Source organism: Fictibacillus marinisediminis, assembly GCF_023149135.1.
Taxonomy (GTDB): domain Bacteria; phylum Bacillota; class Bacilli; order Bacillales; family Fictibacillaceae; genus Fictibacillus_C; species Fictibacillus_C marinisediminis.
In genome coordinates this window covers 2,265,834-2,284,432 of record NZ_JAIWJX010000002.1, presented here as the reverse complement: position 1 = coordinate 2,284,432, position 18,599 = coordinate 2,265,834, and the positions used below count along the sequence as shown (strand labels likewise).

Genomic DNA, 18,599 nt, shown 5'->3' with positions numbered 1-18,599 from the left:
GATTACGATATGACCGATAAGACACAATACGATCATCTAAAGTTGTGATATCCAGATGAAATATGGACAAGGGTCACATCAGCGTTACAAATAACAGCGCAGCAAAAGGAAGATCGGGAAAAGCCAGGAAGGGTATCTCCTTAACCTTGTCGAAGCAATACGCATGGAAGAAAGCATTGTTAAGAAGGGGGTAGCTATTATGGTTTCAGTTCTGCAAATGCCAAGAACTATACTCTACGGACAACATTCTTTTAAGAAAGTGGGGGGAGAAACGTCTAAACTCGGAAATAAAGCACTAATCATCAGCGACCGAATTATGGAAAAGCTGATGTACGTTGAAGAATGCCAGCATCATTTAACAGAAGCAGGAGTATCCTCAGTCATGTATTTAGAAATCGATTCTGAGCCGACAGATTTGTTTGTTTATGAAGCTCTGGAAAAGCTTAAAGCGGAGTTCTGCAACGTTATTATTGGCTTAGGTGGAGGAAGTTGTATTGATACAGCAAAAGCGGTTGCAGTTCTTGGTACAAATGGAGGATCCATCAGCGATTATATGAATAGCCGAAAAATTGCACAGAAGTCAGCCGTTCCATTAATTGCTATTCCTACCACAGCTGGGACCGGATCTGAAGCAACTGATGTAACAATCATAACCGATACCGTTCAGGATATTAAAATGATGATTAAACAGCCCGCATTTATGCCGGCAGCAGCGATTGTAGATCCGGTCCTAACCATTTCTTCACCTAAAAGTATAACTGCAGCAACCGGAATTGATGCCCTTACTCACGCTATTGAAGCGTATCTTTCAAGACGTGCCCATCCTTTTACCGATTCATTAGCGTTAACTGCCATCGGGCACATAATGGAAAGTATACGAGATGCTTATCATGATCCTCAAAATATAGAAGCAAAGAAAAAAATGTCACTTGCTGCCCTCCAGGCAGGAATGGCATTTTCCAATTCATCGGTCTGCTTGGTTCATGGAATGTCCCGACCGATAGGTGCCCTGTTCAATGTGCCTCATGGCATCTCGAATGCTATGCTGCTTCCTGCTGTTCTGGAGTATAGTCTAGAAGCTTGCTATGAGAGGCTCGCAGACATCGGGGATTTAATTTTTAATGAAACGAAAGGGCTTACAAAACGGGAAACTGCGCAAAAACTGGTGGAAGAAATGAAAGCCCTTTGCCTCGAGCTTGATATTCCTAGTTTGAAAGGATGGGGAATTAAGGAGGAGCAATTTTTGAAAAGTCTAGAAAAGATGGCCAGAGACGCCTTGGCTAGCGGAAGTCCCGGCAATAATCCGAGGGTGCCGGATGAGATCGAATTAATGGAACTGTACAAATTATGTTATGATTACCAGTTCACCAATTCTCAAACGATTAAATCGTAGAAACGGGGAAACCACATAGAGTATGATTGGACTGTTTCAGGCACTTTCTTAAATTATCTATTTAAAAAAAGCGTCATAGGTCCAAAACTGAACTCATGACGCTTTTCCTTAATACCAGATCGTTTTTGCCACCTTATAAGCATCACTGTTCGGAATGGCATGTTTGCCCTGTGCCTGCGATTTTCTTGGGGCATAATCATATACCATTCCTGTATAGCAGGAGGTTTGTCCTTTATTCACTGCACCGTTTCCTCCTGAACCGTCACACGTTAGGGCTTTGCCGTCCGTATTGCGCACAATTCTCGCATCTGCCTCATAATATGACGTCGCTTTTTTGGTGATCGTTACTTTTGCCCAGGCGGTTTTACATGAAGTGCTGTATTTCAACTCTACATATGAAACGGAATCAATCCATTTCTTATCTTTTGTTACCGCGCTGTCATCACAATTATTGTAGTAAGGACTCTTACCGTCATACGAATGGTTTTCTGCATAGGCAGGATGATCATTTGTTCCGAAAGACGTGATAATCGCGGCTAAGATCATAGCTATGGAAATAACAAATCCTTTTATCTTTTTCCTCAACAAAAATCACCCTTTCCTTATTTAATACCAGCCTGTCTCCCCGCGGGTATATGGCCAGAACCCAACTGCCTTGGCTTTACGGGGATCCAAATCATAGACCATTGGCGTATAGCAGGATTTTTGTCCTTTATTGATCTCTCCGTTTCCGCCTGCATTATGGCAGCCATATTGTTTATTATCTGTGCTTCGAACGACTAATGCAGTAGCTTCGCCATCTGTTTTGGCTGCTCTGCTCAATGTAATCTTTGCCCATGCTGTTTTGCATTTCGTGCTAAAGCGAAGTTCAAGGGTGGCGTATGAACCATCATTATTCGTTATCTTCAACGATTTCTTCGTTACTCCGGTGTCATCACAATTGTTGTATGAAGGGGCTTTACCATCATAGGTGTTCGTCTCTGCGAAAGCTTTGCTCGTAAAGCCTCCAGGTGAAACAAGCAGAGCAATACTTAAAATGGAAATGAACAAACAGGATGTTGCTTTTTTAATCAGTTTCAACCTTATCAATCCTCCCGTTTCTTTATTCCACCATAGAGTAACGCGGTTGGAATAATATATTAAGTGCAATTTATCCCAAAAAATTCTAATTTTTTCAAACGAATAATCAGCAGTTAGTAGGAAATATCTTTAGAATTAATCAGGCAGAAAGTAACTGATGGAGAAGGATCAAATCGTAATTTGGTATTTGAGTAGTGTACATTTCTAAGATAAAAAACAAACAGGAGGGACATGTTGTTAATGGGGTTGAGAATCTTTAATAAACAAAATCCCTGATCCGTTACGGATCAGGGATTTTGTTTATTAAAAACCGGTGCCAGGCTCCTGTTTATATAGGATCAGAATTTAAAGCGTTTTGAATGGTTTCGAAGCTTTTTTCAATATGTGTGATCATTTCCTGTTCGGCTTTACTAGCTTTTCGCTCTTTAATAGCCAAATAAATCCGTTCGTGATCATCTACAAAATCCGAGAAATTTTTAAAATGATTTTTTAAGACATTGTTCCTAATATAAAGCGTTTTTGTTTTGATCACTTCGCATAATTGGATGAGCTGTTTATTATGGGAGGCCAAGTCAATGATATCGTGAAACTCCTGATTTAGATTGGTAAGTGTTTGGGTATCATTTCTTTTTACCGCCTTTTTTGATTCCTCAAGAACGAAGCCAAGCTGATTCAATTGCTCGTCCTGAATATGAGTAGTTGCCAATTTGACGGCAAGAGACTCCAGACTTTTCCTGCATTCATACACATCCACTATATCTTGAACACTAGGGTTGTAAACAAATATGACATTATTATCCCGTGTGAGCAAACCATCCTTTAACAGCATCTGAAAGGCTTCACGAACGGTTCCTCTGCTTACGCCAAGCTGTAAGGCGACCTTCGTTTCAACTAATCGTTCTCCAGGTTGAAATTCACTCTCCATGATCATTGCTTTTAATATCGTATAAACCTGACTATGCAAAAGTTCTGTTTTTTGAATTTCCCTCAATTCAAGCCCTCCTAAGCAACATGGGTTCAAGGCATTATTTCTGTCTACTTATTAGTTTACATTAACTCGAGGGGTTGTTAAAGAATAACAGAAGCCATTCTTTAAAAAATGTCAACGGTTAACCGTTGACAAAGAAACCGCTGATAACTATTATTATAATTATCAGAATTTTTATATAATACAAGATCGAATCCTTTAAGAAGTGACAGAAAAAGTGTTCGCTTCAAAGGATGTAAAGCGCTTACATCCTTTGAAGGTTAAACTACTAGAATGGAGTGGGAGTATGATGGATCATCAAAAGAGAGGGCCTTTAAAAGGACTGAAGGTTTTGGAAATAGGCAGTTTAATAGCTGGACCATTCGCAGGAAGATTATTGGCGGATTTTGGTGCTGAGGTTATTAAAGTTGAACCGCCAGGAAAGGGGGACCCCATTCGGAAATGGAGAATGCTGCATGAGGGGACTTCTTTATGGTGGTATGTGCAGTCCAGGAATAAGAAGAGCATCTCTTTAGATCTTCGCAAGGAAGAAGCGCAGGAAATTATTCGAGAGCTTGCTAAAGAGATAGATATTATTATTGAAAACTTTAAACCTGGCACGCTGGAAAAGTGGGGCATTGGTTATGACGACTTAAAGAAATATAATCCCTCTATCATTATGGTTCGTGTTTCAGGATATGGCCAGGACGGTCCTTATCGGAATAAACCGGGCTTTGGCAGTATTGGGGAGGCAATGGGAGGTATTCGGTATTTAACGGGCTATCCCGATCGGCCGCCGACCAGAGTAGGGATTAGTTTAGGAGATTCTGTAACTGCTCTCTATGCCGTGATGGGGGCATTGATGGCTGTCTATCATAGAGATCATACGGGAGAAGGGCAATGTGTGGATGTCGCTCTTTACGAGGCCATCTACAGCTTAATGGAAAGTGCCGTTCCAGAGTATGACCAATACGGGGTGATCCGTGAACGAACGGGCAGTACATTACCCGGAATTGCACCTTCCAATACGTACCTTTGCAGAGACGGAAAATATGTGGTTATCGGAGCAAATGGGGATGGAATCTTTAAAAGGCTGATGGATGCCATCAATCGAGAGGATTTGGGTGAAGATCCAGATTATGCTTCCAATCATGGACGTGTACAGAAGTCTGAGTACTTGGATAAAGTCATAGGAGGCTGGACAATCCAGCATAACTTAAAGGATGCGCTGAAAATACTGGATGAGTACAACATTCCTGCCGGCTCCATTTATAGCGTGGAAGATATGATGGAAGACCCTCACTTTATTGCTCGTAAAATGATTTGTGAATTGGATGTAGATGGGTTAGGAAAACTTAAGGTCCCTGGCATTGTTCCAAAAATGAGCAAGACACCTGGAAGCATTAACTGGCCTGGACCTAAGCTGGGAGAACATACGGAAGAGGTATTAAAAGGGAAGCTCGGGATTACAAACTCGCAATATGAAGAATGGCAAGAGGAAGGGATTCTCACCAAAAATGAAACAGGCGCTCTAAAACGATAAGGGGGAGAGGGACTGATGAATTTACCAAAACGTGTAGAAATCATGGAATCGGGGCCACGAGATGGCATCCAAAATGAAAAAACGTTTATCCCAACCGAACAGAAATTACAGCTCATTCATGCCTTAGGTGAGACAGGGATCAAAAGAATGGAGGCAACCTCGTTTGTATCGCCAAAGCATGTGCCGCAAATGGCAGACGCCGATGTTGTCTATCGAAACATTGATCAAAAGCCGGATTTGCAATATCTGGTCCTCATTCCGAATAAAAGAGGATTTGAACTGGCAAGAGAAGCGGGAGCTAAAAACCTTGCTCTTGTTGCTGGTGCAAGCGAGACGTTTAATATGAAAAATGTTCGGATGTCCGTGGAAGAATCACTGCACCAATTATCGCTAGTGGTAGAAGAAGCAAAAAGTGAGGATATGTTTGTAAGGTTCAGTATTGCCACCTCTTTCCACTGTCCGTATGAAGGGATTGTAGCAGAAGAAACAACATTGAATATGGTGAAGACATTGGAAACGTTAGAGGTAGATGAGATTGTTCTATGCGATACGATCGGCCGAGCGAATCCACATCAGGTCTATCAGTTATTCTCAAAAACCTTAGACCTCGGTACAAAGGCTAAAGTTACAGCACATTTTCACGATACATACGGATTTTCAAAAGCTAATTCATTAGCTGCTTTGCAAGCTGGAATAACCTCTTTCGATACTGCCATTGGCGGTCTGGGCGGATGCCCATTTGCGCCAGGCGCTGCAGGAAATGATTCTACCGAAGACTTTGTATTTATGCTTAACGAAATGGGTATCGAAACCGGAATTGATTTTGAAAAGCTGATGGATTGCGTAATTCTTGTAAAAGAAATGACAGAACGGAGGCTGACAGGCCACCTGCAGCAAGTGAGAGGGGGGAGTCTGAAACAGAGGGTATAGGAGAAATTGTAACCGCTTTCTACTCAACGAATAATAAGGGGGTTTAAGGAATGGCTATTTTAGGATTTTTAATGATTGGTACTTTTCTTTATTTGGTCATGACGAAACGAGTTTCAGTATTAATTGCTTTTGCACTCGTACCGATCGTATTTGGTCTGATTGGCGGCTTTAGGCTAGAAATGGGAGAAATGATGCTTGAGGGCGTTCAGAAAGTAACACCGACAGGCATCATGATCGGGTTTTCCATCTTATATTTTGGATTAATGATTGATCGAGGATTGTTTGACCCGATGATCTCACGGTTGATTCGATTTGCCAAAGGCGATCCGCTTAAAATCGTAATGGCCACTGCCATCATTACCTTAATCGTTGCTTTGGACGGAGATGGTTCTGCGACATTTATGATTACAATCACTGCCTTGCTCCCTGTTTATAAAAGGCTGGGCATGAATCCTCTTATCCTGGCAAGTACCGTAGCCCTTGGAGCGGGAGTCATGAACATTATCCCTTGGGGTGGACCGCTGGCAAGAGCCATGGTTTCACTGGATGCCACTTCTTCACAACTGTTTAATCCGATAATTCCTTCCATGCTTGCAGGAATGGCCTGGGTTGTGTTTGTTTCCTACGTACTTGGCAAGAAAGAGAGAAAACGTCTGGGAGTTGTTCAATGGACGAATCATCATGGAAAAAATGCTGAAGAAGAGACGGCCGCCGCTTTGGACATGCCGGCAACTGGTCTTCCAAAAATGTTCTGGTTCAATCTTATTCTAACGGTGGTTCTTATAACGGTTTTAATCATGGAATTAATGCCAGTACCTGTCTTATTTATCCTTGCTTTTGCCCTTGCTTTAATCGTGAACTTTCCTGATGTTAACAGACAGAATGAACAGATTGCTGCACATGCAAAAAGCATGGTCTTAGTGTGCTTTACCATTTTCGCCGCAGGTATTTTCACAGGCGTCCTTTCAGGCACAAAAATGCTGGATGCCATGGCGGTGTCAATGGTCTCCATCATACCGGATTGGATGGGGCCGCACCTTCCGACTTTAATAGCCGTCATCAGTATGCCGTTAAGCTTAGTATTTTCTCCCGATGCCTTTTATTATGGAGTGCTTCCGATTCTGAGCGAATCAGCAGCCTCGTTCGGTATTGATCCTTTAGACATTGGCCGCGCCGCATTACTAGGAAACGCTACAACAGGGTTTCCGCTAAGCCCATTAAATCCATCTGTCTTTGTTCTTCTTGGTTTATGTAAGGTGGATTTGGGTGACCTTCAGAAGAGTGTTTTCTTCTGGGCATTTGGAACGACCATCGTTATGACAGTTATTGCGCTTATCACCGGAGCTATTTCTTTGTAAATTTCCTCACCCCCCACTCGAGTTAACGGAGTGGGACGAGGTTGCGATTATGAATAGGAAGGAGGATTTAAATGCTGCCGTTAGAAGGGATTACAGTTGTTACACTGGAGCAGGCAGTAGCGGCCCCATTTGCTTCCAGACAATTAGCGGATTTAGGGGCACGCGTCATAAAGGTTGAGAGGCCGTGCACCGGGGATTTTGCCCGCCATTATGATTCAGCCGCCAAGGGCATGTCCAGCCACTTTGTCTGGCTCAATCGTTCAAAAGAGTCAATAACACTTGATTTGCAACAACAAGAAGGTAAATTGATTTTGGAAAACATTTTATCGGAGGCGGATGTTTTTATTCAGAATCTAAAACCTGGGGCCGTTGATCGGCTGGGATTTTGTTCCGATGTTTTAAAAGAAAAGTATCCGCAGCTGATTATCTGTGGAATTTCGGGATATGGATCGTATGGACCATATAAAGATAAAAAAGCGTATGACCTTCTGATCCAATGTGAGACAGGGGTGGTTTCGATTACAGGTACAGAAGAAACACCATCCAAAGCAGGAATATCCATTGCTGATATAGCCGCCGGGATGTATGCGTACTCTGGGATTTTAACCGCCTTGATCTCCCGTTTTAAAACAGGAAAAGGGCAAGTGTTGGAAGTTTCTATGCTTGAGGCCCTCGGAGAATGGATGGGTTATCCCCTTTATTATTCTAAGTATGGAGGATCTGATCCGAAACGAACTGGAGCAAGCCATGCCACGATTTATCCATATGGACCTTTTCTGGCAGGAGATCAAAAACTGGTTTTCATGGGAATACAAAATGAACGAGAATGGGCGAATTTCTGTGAGGTTGTCTTGGAAAACCCTGCATTAAAGACGGATACCAGCTTTAACAGCAATGCCAGGAGATTGGCTAATAGCGGTCAGCTGAAAGAAATCATTGACTCTGTATTCCGAAGCCTTAGTGCAGAAACGATTATCAGCAGGCTGGAAAAGGCTGAAATCGCTAACGCACATTTGAATACTGTTCAGGAATTTGTTAATCATCCACAGTTGAAAATCCGGAATCGCTGGAGAGACGTCCTATCACCGGCGGGAACGTTGAAAGCTTTAATTCCGCCAGTAACTTTTGAAGATTTGGAGCCGGCAATGAATCCGATACCGGCAGTAGGGGAACATACAGAGTCAATTTTAAAAGAGTTCGGCATTGATGCATCAACAATTGATAACTATCGAACAATTGGAGTTTTGTAAGAGTTGAAAAGGATGGTGATGTGCTTGAATGGATCTCGAACATGGATGTTTGTTCCTGGGTCTGATGAAAAGAAATTACAAAAGGCAGGCAGTTTAAGTGCGGATGTGCTGATCTATGATCTGGAGGATGCCGTGTCTCCAGATGAAAAAGAAATGGCCAGATCAAGAGTGAGAAAAGCAATTGATCTTCATGGAGACAAAGTGAATTTTGTAAGGATCAATAGCTATCATTCTCCTTACTTTTATGAGGATCTGACAAATGTGCTGAGTACTGGTATATCAGGGATTGTCTTGCCAAAGGCCGAAACCTGCGAACAAATCGTTTTTCTTGATCGCATAATCAGCGAATTAGAAACGAAAAGAAACATGGATTCAAATCAAATTAAAATTGTTCCCATTATCGAATCAGCTCTAGGGCTGCATCACGCTTTTGAAATCGCGTCTGCAAGCCCCCGTGTAATACGTATGGCATTCGGTTCCATGGATTTTGCATTGGATATCCAGGCGGAACTGACGAAAAGCGGAATGGAATTGCTCTATGCACGGTCGCACCTCGTGATTGCATCGAAGGCTGCAGGCATTGAAGCCCCCATTGACACGGTGTATGTTGATATAAAAGATAGCGATGGTTTATTAAAAGAAACCACATTGATCAAGCAACTGGGCTTTCAAGGAAAACTGATTATTCATCCTGACCAGATTGAGCTTGTTAACCAAGTCTTTGCTCCGACAAAAGAAGAGATAGAAGAAGCGGAACGACTAGTAAAAGCCTTTGAACGGTCATTAGTAAACGGCTCGGGTGTTTTGCAGCTGGACGGGAAAATGGTTGATCTGCCGATTGTAGACCGGGCTAGAAGAATATTGCAATCAGCAGGGGTTCATTCTTCTTAAAGGATTACGGATGGGAGATTAAAGTGTGAGGACGATAAGGATTGGTGCAGGTGCAGGCTATGCAGGCGACCGGATTGAGCCTGCCGTTGAATTGATGAAAAAAGGGCATTTGGATTATATCATTTTTGAATGTTTGGCTGAACGAACCATTGCCTTAGCTCAACAAGAAAAATTGAAGGATTCAGATAAGGGTTACAACCGATTACTGGAGTACCGAATGGATAAAATATTGCCCTTGTGTGCTGGAAGCCATATTAAAGTGATTACGAATATGGGAGCTGCCAATCCATTATCAGCAGCGAAAGCGGTCAAAGCAATGGCACAGGAACGAGGAATCCGCAACCTGAAAATTGCTGCTGTTACAGGGGATGACGTGTATTCGAACATCGAGCAGTATTTAGACTTACCCGTTATGGAAACCGGGGAGAAGCTGAAAGAAATTCAAACACACATTATTTCGGCGAACGCTTATATCGGCATGGAGGGAATCGTTAGGGCTTTAAAAGAAGATGCTGATATCGTGATAACGGGCCGAGTCTCTGACCCTTCTCTGACGGTCGGTCCGTTAATGTATGAATTCGGCTGGGAGATAACGGATTACGAACGACTGGGAAAAGCAACCGCTGCAGGCCATTTACTGGAATGCGGCGCCCAGGTCACAGGAGGCTACTTTGCTGATCCAGGCTATAAAGAAGTGGAAGACCTATGGAATGTCGGGTTTCCAATCGCTGAAATTAATGAGGATGGAGATATTACTTTAACTAAGCTTGATGAAGCAGGCGGGGTTGTATCGACGAGTACGGTAAAAGAACAATTGGTATATGAAATTCATGATCCCGCGAGGTATTTAACTCCTGATGTGATCGCGGATTTTTCTCAAATTGAAGTGGAGGAGACGTCTTCTGATCATGTGTTTGTGAAAGGAGCGTCAGGAAAGAAAAAAAGCGGTTTTTATAAAACAAGCGTTGGGTATAAAGATGGATTCATTGTGGAAGCGGAAATCAGCTATGGCGGTTCAGGTTGCTTAAATAGAGCTAAACTGTCTGAGGAAATCATTAGAAAAAGAATTGATCACAGGGATATTAAGATACAGGATTTATCCATTGATTTTATAGGAGTGTCCTCATTATATGGAGAGTCAATATCAAGCTTATCAAGTGAGAACATTACACCTTCAGAGGTTCGTTTACGAATAGCGGCTAGGAGCAGCGAAGAGAAGGAAGCTCTGGCAATAGGACAAGAAGTAGAAGCCCTCTATACGAATGGACCGGCAGGAGGCGGGGGTGTACGGGTAAACATTCAGGACATTGTTTCCATTGCCTCAATTCTTATCCCTGAAAGTGATATCCAAATTGACGTGGAATACGAGGAGGTGTAAATTTTGAAACTAAAGGAAATCGCCCATTCAAGAACTGGAGATAAAGGTAATATCTCGAATGTTTCTGTCATCGTTTATGAAATGGGTGATTATGAGAAGGTGAAAAAATCTATAACCGCAGAGCGGGTAAAAGAATTTTTTCAGGAAATTGTAAAGGGAGACGTTATTCGATATGAACTCCCTAAGATCGGTGCTTTAAACTTTGTTATGGATAACGCATTAGGAGGGGGTGTGACTCGTTCCCTTTCATTAGATCGCCATGGGAAAAGTTTGAGTTCAGCGCTGATGGATATGGAAATCGTTCTATAAATTAAAATGGAAAGAGATAAACACTCCTGTTTTGACATTCTGGATTATAATGAAGTCATCCAATTATTGTTTATGAAAAAGGGGTGAGAAAAATGAAAATAAATAAATTACTAGTCGTAAGCCCCATGTACGAAGAACTTAAGACTATTATCGAAAAGACTATTATCGAAAAGGAAGATTTACAAAAAGATTTCCGCTTTCTGCCTGAAGAACAGATGACGCAGGAGGATCTTGCGTGGGCTGATGCTTATGCATCCTTTAATTTGAAGTCCAATTTTGACTACAGTTCTGTAAAATGGGTGCATTCCCTGGGAGCGGGTGTTGACTGTTTTTTATACAAAAAACACTGGAATGAAGAGGTGTTATTAACCAGAACCATTTGTTCCTTTGGACAAAGAATTGCCGAGTATTGCTTGAGCTACTTACTTAAGGATGTACAGTTACATGAGCAATTTCAAGAATTAAAGCATCAAAAAAAATGGCATCCCATTCCACCTCAATTATTAAATAAACAAAAAACCATGGTTTATGGAACCGGTGAGATCGGCCAAACGGCTGCAAAAATTGGGATGGAAGTCTATGGGGTTTCTTTAAGCGGGAAGAAAAAAGAATATTTTAAAGAGGTTATGACTGTTGATGACCATTTTTCACAGTTACATGAAATGAACTACATCCTTAATACTTTACCGTTGACCGAAAAAACAGCCAATTTCTTTGATGGGCAACTCTTTCATCATTTAACGAATGCGGGTTTTATAAATGTAGGAAGAGGTGCATCGGTTGTTAATGATGCGCTGATTCATGCTCTAGATTCAGGTCATGTCAGATTTGCTGTTCTTGATGTATTTAACCATGAGCCGCTGCCAGACGACCACCCATTTTGGAATCATCCCCAAGTTCATATTACTCCCCATATCTCAGCAGTTACCACACCTGAGGAGGGTGCATCCTGTTTTGTGGAAACACTAAAAATGATTGAAGGAAACAGGATGCTACATAATAAGGTTGATTTTAAAAGAGGGTATTAAACTGTCCTATAGCTTTCCTTTGCCAATTCCACCACTAAGGAATTGAAGTATGTGTTTTCCTGATACTTCATCTTTCACTCATACTCCAGAACAATTCTTAGACATAAACACCCCTGTCGAATATCAAAATTCGACAGGGGTGTTTGAATGATATTGCAAAACGTGTACTGATAAGGGCTATACTGAGGTAGAGGTGCTTCTGAATTTTTCCTGCCTCTTTTTGCTTGTATTCTCCCAATTTGACGTCCATGCGATTCCCGTAGCGATCAAGAGGAAGATTCCCGTTACTAGAAAAACAATGTGAATCGTGAAAATCCCACCTATAAAACCGCCAAGGACTGGACCGAGCATCCCTCCGATTTGATTAGCGGTTTGATTCAGTCCAAAGGCCCTGCCTCTAAAATCATCCGGTGTTAGCTTAACAACCAGACCATTTAAAGCAGGGAAGACCGCGCAGAAAAAAATGCCGAACATAAATCGTATGATGGAGAATCCCCAGATTCCATGAAATAACATTTGTGCCAATGTACCAAGCCCGCCGCCGCATAACCCAATGATCAAAACCGTGCGGAACCCGATTTTATCTGCCAATTTACCCCAGAACGCTCCGAATAAAATACTTGCAATACCAGGTAAAGAAAAGATCACACCTGCCAGCAATGAAATATTTTCGACAGATCCGCCTAATTTTTGTATGTATAAAGGTAAGACAGGCTCAATGGTCATAAGCGAACAGACGGTCACCATCGTTAATAACAAGACAATCATAAATGGGCGGTTAGCTGTCGCAGTCCGGATATCATTGATGACCGATCCCCTCGTCGTACTTGGGGTGAAATTTTCCTCTGTTACCATAAAGATTACGAGAATCGTAGAAAATAGTACCAATAATCCTCCACTGGCAAATGACCATCTGTTTCCGACTAATGTGGAAATACCACCCCCAAGGAGAGGTCCAATAATCCCGCCTGAAGCTGTTGCTGTCGATATCATTGCCAGGGCGTATCCTACATTCTTCTTTGGTGTATTTGTACCAATTAGAGCGATGGCTCCAGGAATGAATCCTGTTAGAAGCCCCTGCATGATCCGTAGAACCAGCAATTCATAGGGATTGTTCACAAAGGCGGTAAGCGTATAAATAACAAAAAGAGAAAAACCAGCTCTAATGATCATTGGCTTTCTTCCATATTTGTCCGCTAATAGTCCCCAATAAGGAGAGGAGATGGCGCCTGCCAAAAATGCTGCACTAAATAATACTCCCGCCCACATTTCAGTGTGGTGGTGCACACCAATCTGAAGAAGAAACAGAGGCAGAAAGGGGATAACCATAGAATAACTGGCCGAAGTGAAAAAAACTCCGATCCATAAAACCCACATATTTCTTTTCCAACGTTCCATCCGCCATCACTTCCTTAAAATTTTCACGTAGGTTAATATTTAGCAATTATAACATTAAATATAGTGGAATAATGGAAAGGATTGAAGGATGTACTAAAAACAGAATTGAAAAAAGACGGATCATTTTCTGTATGTTGTTCTTTACCACTCAATAAATCATTACATGATTAATGTAAGGCTTGCTATCTTAAAAATTCCTTTAATTAACCAGGCCACTTGTAAGCAGAAGAATGGTAAACGAGCTGTATATCTTTTAGTTTTTTTAAAGAAAGAGGTAAAAGCTCCTCATTTTATTTAATCATGTATTACCAATGGAACAACTGCAGCCGGTTCAATTGAAAAGTAAAATAAAACAATCTAAAAAAACTCGAGAGCATTTTTGTATCATTTTTCATTTTGTCTCAATTTCAGTAGTAAACTTAACAATTGATACATATTTTGTTCTTATCTACATAGCTTCCTAGAATATATATTATGTTAACTAAGAAAAAACTCAATTAGAACATAACTTTTTCCTCTCAAGTTCCGATAACCTTTCATATTCGGCACTTCCGCCGCTTAAGTTTACCGACCCATAATTCTCGAAGATGATTTTCTGAGGTATCTGCAGGTTGAGAAAAATTACTCACACAACACGCTAAAAAGTTACGCGTTTAATCTGCAGCTTTACCCTGCATTTTTAACCAAGCACGATCGCTCCATACTACTTGCTGATTTGTCGCCGGCCACCACACGCCGTTTTATTCAGGAACAAGTCATGCAATACCAGATCAAGCCTAGAACACTTCAATGCCGAATTTCTGCTTTAAAGTCTTTCTGTGAATACTGCGTCAAAGAAAACTACATGAACCATAACTTTATGCTCGGTGTTCAGGCTCCGAAATCGGACAAGAAAATCCCGGTCTATATGACGCTGCAAGAACTAAAACAACTGTTTACGTATTTAGAGAACGATACCGGGAAATTTGCTACCAGAAACCATGTTCTCGTTGCATCATTTGCGGCATACCTTTGTAACGCTATTACTTCAAAATGAAAACAATGCGGTACCCCCTTTATTTCCAGTGTTTAAAGGCAAAAATCGCTCCAAACATGGGACGTTCCGACTACTATGCTTAAATATGATTAGAGTCCTTTTTTCTAATTGTTCCTTCTGTATAAAAGAAAACAACTAAAATAATTATTATGACAGCTGCACTGAGATAATCATGAATCATTTTCGTAGATGACAGTATAAACATCATTAAAAGCAGAAAAGTAGTTATTGTTTTAAGAAATATCAAGATCTTCTTCTGTTTCTTCATAATCATCATCCTCTTTGAAAAGTATAAGGTCCTTCATAGGTCTAATTTCCAAATATTCTCCATTTTAAAGTTTATTTCCTTCTTCAACTCCCTCAGTTTAATACGATTTTCTTGCGAATACTCGCTTATTCACAGGATTTCAAAACCACTGAATTTAAGCTAACGGGTAGATAGAGTAAATTTGGGATCTAAAGGCTTCGTGAAGGCATAGTGAAATAAAGGAGCAGACTAAAACTCCACATTTTCCATGTAATGTACATCTCCACGCCGCCCATGGAGGCTTTCCCTCCCATGTCTCAACGGGTCAATTGCCCTATCATTCCTTCGTCATGCCTATCCAAGAGGTGGATGCCAGTTTTGCTAACCTAATGGGTCAGTGCCCTTTTTCCTGAGCTTGCTTCTGCCAGGTGTAATCCAGCGTGCCGGAGCAAGGAATTGCCGTGGGAGAAACCACTTAAATCGCCAGCTTCACCTAAAATGCCGGCTAACGAAATTTCACTAATTCCCTTAATGGTAAGCAACTTCTTTGCGAACGGTATGCAGTTTAATACCTCGTTAACGGCTTGTTCCACCCTTTCCAACTGAAGGACCGCAAGATCATATTCTTCTAATAATTGCTCATAATTGCTCAAGATGAAATTTATATGCTTCAAGAGCTTGTCTTGTACCTACAGATTTTCTGGCCAACTGGAGAAGCAATTGAGCCTTTTTCATTCCTGGCTGTCTTTTCATTAGTGACTTCCAACCTTCAACTATCTCATCCGGTTTCATGGAACTCAGTTCCATCGGAGATGGAAAGAGCCGTAAGGTTGCGATTGCACCTTTGGCAGTAATGTCTTTAAATACCTCCCTGAGTTCTGGAAAAACAATATCAACCCAGCGGTTTAATTGATTAATAGAGCTGACTAGACGTTTAACCACCACATCCCGATTGGACATTAGAACCCTTAGTTTTTCAAATGATTCCGATGTGTTTCTCACGAAGGTATAGTAACCGTTCTTCACCATGTCCGCGATGACTAAAGCATCTTTCTTATCACTCTTAGACTGGGTGTTATCACGATTTTCTTTATTCCTTCTTACCAGGTGAGGATTTACTGTCACTACCTTCTTATAAGGCTCAAATTCTTCCTTGTAATAAAGAACACAAAGATGATATGCATCAACGGCATCCGTATTTACCTTCCTAAGGCTTGTTTTCTTGGCTTGATATGAAATAATCGGATTTACCAAGATGTATAGATATTGACTGTCCTCAAGACATTGAATAATTGGTGCATGGCAATGTCCTGTAGATTTAAGAATGACCGCTGGCCGAACCCCGGTATCTCTCTCTATTCCTCTCAAGAAAGAAACAAATGAATCTAAGTCTTCCCTGGTATGCTTCACACTGAAGCTTTTCCCAAAAGGCCTGTCTTTATCTAAAAAGGCTTGAGCTTCACTTTCCTCTTTGGCCAATCTAGGCCAACTACTGGATTCAATAATTATCTCTCCCTTTGTTGTACTCGCTAGTAACCCCTAACCTTCCTGTAGTTCCATAGCTTCGCTTGTTATACGAGATCATATGTCCCAACCAGCCTCAAACATCATTCTACAAGTAGGGGGCGAACAGTTTAGTTGACGAGATCTAACTCCCACGCACCCGTACGTTCTACCCTGGCTACTGAAATAATAGGTCCTATAAAAAAAAGAGAAACCAGTAAAAACTGGTTAACTCCATAATACGAACGTATCCGTTAATTGAACAATCAATCGAACAAACTGCTCATAAAAGGACAAGGTTATTGTGCAATCCCTTCTACAAATTTTTAATGAATATATTGTGCCAATAGCTGGTTAAACTTGCCACGTTCTTCCCAGAAAGGACCATGACCACTATATTGAAACGGGACTAGCTTTGAATTTCTTATTTTTTGATTTAGTTCCTGAGCTTGTGAAAATGGAATAACTTTATCATGAATGCCGTGAATAATTAAAGTGGGGGCAACTATTTTTGGAAGATCTTCATTCAAATTCTCATCTCTTAATAAAACAATGACTGCCGCTGTCGACCATCCCGCAGCCTGTAATCCCATTTGAAAAAACCAGTCTGAGAATGGGCGAGTTACATACTGAAAGAAAAAGCCATCTGTTACGTCCTGCATCATTTTAGGGCGGTCATTTAAGGCTTCTTTAAGAAAGTTATTAGCAGTTTCTGCGGTAAAGCCTGTGGGAGCTGCAGCATCAACAAGGACAAGTTGGGATACTCCGTAACCGTTGTATCTAGACATATATCGAATCGCAATTGCTCCACCTGTTGAGTGACCCACAAGCGTAAAATTTTCTAATTGAAGTGTACCAACAACAGTGCGGATATCATCAGCCAGTCTATTTAAGGTGTAGCCACTAATTGGTTTATCCGAATTACCAAAACCCCTCCAGTCTATGCCAATACAGCGGTAACCCATTGCAGGAAGAACATCAAACTGATATTCGAACTGTTTATGGCTCAACGGCCAGCCATGTAGAAATACTATGGTCTTGTTACCCCCTGGGTTAAGATCTTCAACATATAGATTTACACCTGGCTCTACTGTAACAAAGTATCCCATAACTATTCCTCCGTAGTTAAAATGGTTTTACCAATAAGATATTCATCTTTGTAAGCTAGGTGCATACCTACCCCTCCATTGGTTGTAGAAGCGTAAAAGGATAGGGTTATTGAACTATCCTGCCCGTTAGTTGAACAAGGTTAAGCAAAGCTACAATTAATGCTAAAACAGCCTATAAAAAGAGAGGATTCCAATTCAAGTGCCCTCAATGAAAAAGTGGTAACTTTTGAACAAGTGTTGCTAATGGGCCGATTTCACAAAAGAATCACCTTCCCTAAAGGTAGGTAACGAAAAAACAAAGGAAATAAGAAACACCGCAGAGAAATAGTCCTTACCTAGAAAAGGTTTCACATATGCACTTGTTAAGGAGGTAGCCACATTCATGATGCAAGATCTGGGAAAACGAATCCGATATGTCCGAGAAAAGAAAGGGATAACGTTAAACGCTTTTGCCAATCAACTTGGTGTTTCCTCAGGAGACTTGAGTAATTTGGAAAGGGGAAAAACAGATAATATTGAACTTCACTTATTAGAAAAGATTCAAAAGGAACTTCTTATCTTCTCCATGGTCCCGCCAGACCAGGAAGAAGATCAAATTACCTTTCGTTTTAATCGAGCGATGCAGCAATTCCGTGCATTATCAGAAGCCGAGCCTGGTACAGCTGAATATCTGTTATCGACCTTGGAAAACGGACTGGAACACTTTCTGAAATGAATTCAAATAATACAAATGGACATCTATTTACATAGGAAGCCCCCCACTACACTGCGGTTGTTTATGTATTGGGTCTTTACTTCGCTGCTCGATATTTTACAAAATGAAAAAACAAAAATTATAAATTGGATCAATTTTAATGAACCAGGATTTCGAAAAAGTCAATGATCTCTTGCGAATATAATAGGTTAATTACCTCATTAATTTTTTTGTTCTTTTCCTCATATTGGTAAACTGAATGAATACAATTAAATGCAAGGACGGAATCCTCATCAATCAGGGATTCTTAAGAAGCTTCTGCTCCTCTAACCTGACTGGAAGGGCAGAAGTTTTTTATTTATTCATGGACTTTGCTCATTGTGCACTTCCTTATCTAATTGGTTAGGATCTAAACAATACGTTAAGGGTTTTCCATTCTTAAAAAACTGACTCCCTAGCTCTAATAATTGTGAGGAATTGATTAT

The 18,599-nt window shown here is 41.1% G+C and carries 16 protein-coding genes and 1 pseudogene; 11 read left to right on the top strand and 6 right to left on the bottom strand.

From position 1 onward, the window contains the following. The first annotated feature begins 199 nt into the window (after positions 1-199). The gene (locus tag LCY76_RS12195) at positions 200-1,393 is read left to right on the top strand and encodes an iron-containing alcohol dehydrogenase (protein ID WP_248252864.1); all 1,194 of its coding nucleotides are present in this window, start codon (positions 200-202) and stop codon (positions 1,391-1,393) included. 108 nt (positions 1,394-1,501) lie between these two features. Here the strand turns inward: LCY76_RS12195 and LCY76_RS12190 are convergent, their stop codons facing one another. The 3 genes from LCY76_RS12190 to LCY76_RS12180 form a co-directional block, all read right to left on the bottom strand. Next, positions 1,502-1,939, bottom strand: a complete 438-nt coding sequence (locus LCY76_RS12190; protein ID WP_248254662.1) for a DUF2690 domain-containing protein — start codon at positions 1,937-1,939, stop codon at positions 1,502-1,504. 60 nt (positions 1,940-1,999) lie between these two features. After that, positions 2,000-2,473: a DUF2690 domain-containing protein gene (locus tag LCY76_RS12185; protein ID WP_091009805.1), complete on the bottom strand. Its 474-nt coding sequence runs from the start codon at positions 2,471-2,473 to the stop codon at positions 2,000-2,002. Positions 2,474-2,801: 328 nt separating this feature from the next. Continuing rightward, positions 2,802-3,464, bottom strand: a complete 663-nt coding sequence (locus LCY76_RS12180) for a GntR family transcriptional regulator (RefSeq protein ID WP_053358246.1) — start codon at positions 3,462-3,464, stop codon at positions 2,802-2,804. Positions 3,465-3,750: 286 nt separating this feature from the next. Between LCY76_RS12180 and LCY76_RS12175 the strand changes: the two genes are divergently transcribed. The 8 genes from LCY76_RS12175 to LCY76_RS12140 all read left to right on the top strand — a co-directional run bounded on the left by LCY76_RS12175 (position 3,751) and on the right by LCY76_RS12140 (position 12,127). Further along, positions 3,751-4,983: a CaiB/BaiF CoA transferase family protein gene (locus tag LCY76_RS12175; protein WP_419714991.1), complete on the top strand. Its 1,233-nt coding sequence runs from the start codon at positions 3,751-3,753 to the stop codon at positions 4,981-4,983. Between the two features lie 15 nt (positions 4,984-4,998). Beyond that, a complete protein-coding gene (locus tag LCY76_RS12170; RefSeq protein ID WP_248252862.1) occupies positions 4,999-5,913 on the top strand; it encodes a hydroxymethylglutaryl-CoA lyase in 915 nt (304 codons plus the stop codon). 50 nt (positions 5,914-5,963) lie between these two features. Beyond that, positions 5,964-7,271, top strand: a complete 1,308-nt coding sequence (locus tag LCY76_RS12165) for a CitMHS family transporter (RefSeq protein WP_248252861.1) — start codon at positions 5,964-5,966, stop codon at positions 7,269-7,271. A 71-nt stretch (positions 7,272-7,342) separates the two neighbouring features. Further along, positions 7,343-8,521 (top strand): CaiB/BaiF CoA transferase family protein, encoded by a 1,179-nt coding sequence (locus tag LCY76_RS12160; RefSeq protein ID WP_248252860.1) that lies wholly within the window; start codon positions 7,343-7,345, stop codon positions 8,519-8,521. Positions 8,522-8,545: 24 nt separating this feature from the next. Next, the gene (locus tag LCY76_RS12155) at positions 8,546-9,412 is read left to right on the top strand and encodes an HpcH/HpaI aldolase/citrate lyase family protein (protein WP_248252859.1); all 867 of its coding nucleotides are present in this window, start codon (positions 8,546-8,548) and stop codon (positions 9,410-9,412) included. 25 nt (positions 9,413-9,437) lie between these two features. After that, on the top strand, positions 9,438-10,790 hold the full coding sequence (locus LCY76_RS12150) for an acyclic terpene utilization AtuA family protein (protein WP_248252858.1): 1,353 nt from the start codon (positions 9,438-9,440) through the stop codon (positions 10,788-10,790). Between the two features lie 3 nt (positions 10,791-10,793). Beyond that, entirely contained in the window at positions 10,794-11,099 is a 306-nt protein-coding gene (locus tag LCY76_RS12145) for an AtuA-related protein (RefSeq protein ID WP_062232332.1), read from the top strand. Between the two features lie 92 nt (positions 11,100-11,191). After that, positions 11,192-12,127 carry a D-2-hydroxyacid dehydrogenase gene (locus LCY76_RS12140; RefSeq protein WP_248252857.1) on the top strand — a complete coding sequence of 312 codons (936 nt, stop codon included), beginning with the start codon at positions 11,192-11,194 and terminating at the stop codon, positions 12,125-12,127. Between the two features lie 177 nt (positions 12,128-12,304). On the opposite strand, the gene LCY76_RS12135 is transcribed toward LCY76_RS12140, so the two are convergent. Continuing rightward, entirely contained in the window at positions 12,305-13,525 is a 1,221-nt protein-coding gene (locus LCY76_RS12135; protein ID WP_248252856.1) for an MFS transporter, read from the bottom strand. A 574-nt stretch (positions 13,526-14,099) separates the two neighbouring features. Between LCY76_RS12135 and LCY76_RS12130 the strand changes: the two genes are divergently transcribed. Beyond that, on the top strand, positions 14,100-14,561 hold the full coding sequence (locus LCY76_RS12130; RefSeq protein WP_336606280.1) for a site-specific integrase: 462 nt from the start codon (positions 14,100-14,102) through the stop codon (positions 14,559-14,561). 651 nt (positions 14,562-15,212) lie between these two features. Here the strand turns inward: LCY76_RS12130 and LCY76_RS12125 are convergent. Together LCY76_RS12125 and LCY76_RS12120 are read right to left on the bottom strand one after the other, a co-directional pair. Further along, positions 15,213-16,287 (bottom strand): annotated as a pseudogene (locus tag LCY76_RS12125) (IS110 family transposase); the annotation flags it as partial. Between the two features lie 350 nt (positions 16,288-16,637). After that, positions 16,638-17,420 (bottom strand): alpha/beta fold hydrolase, encoded by a 783-nt coding sequence (locus tag LCY76_RS12120; RefSeq protein ID WP_248252855.1) that lies wholly within the window; start codon positions 17,418-17,420, stop codon positions 16,638-16,640. A gap of 382 nt (positions 17,421-17,802) precedes the next feature. Here LCY76_RS12120 and LCY76_RS12115 point away from each other — a divergent pair, with 382 nt between their 5' ends. Next, positions 17,803-18,135 (top strand): helix-turn-helix domain-containing protein, encoded by a 333-nt coding sequence (locus LCY76_RS12115; protein ID WP_248252854.1) that lies wholly within the window; start codon positions 17,803-17,805, stop codon positions 18,133-18,135. Positions 18,136-18,599 lie beyond the last annotated feature (464 nt).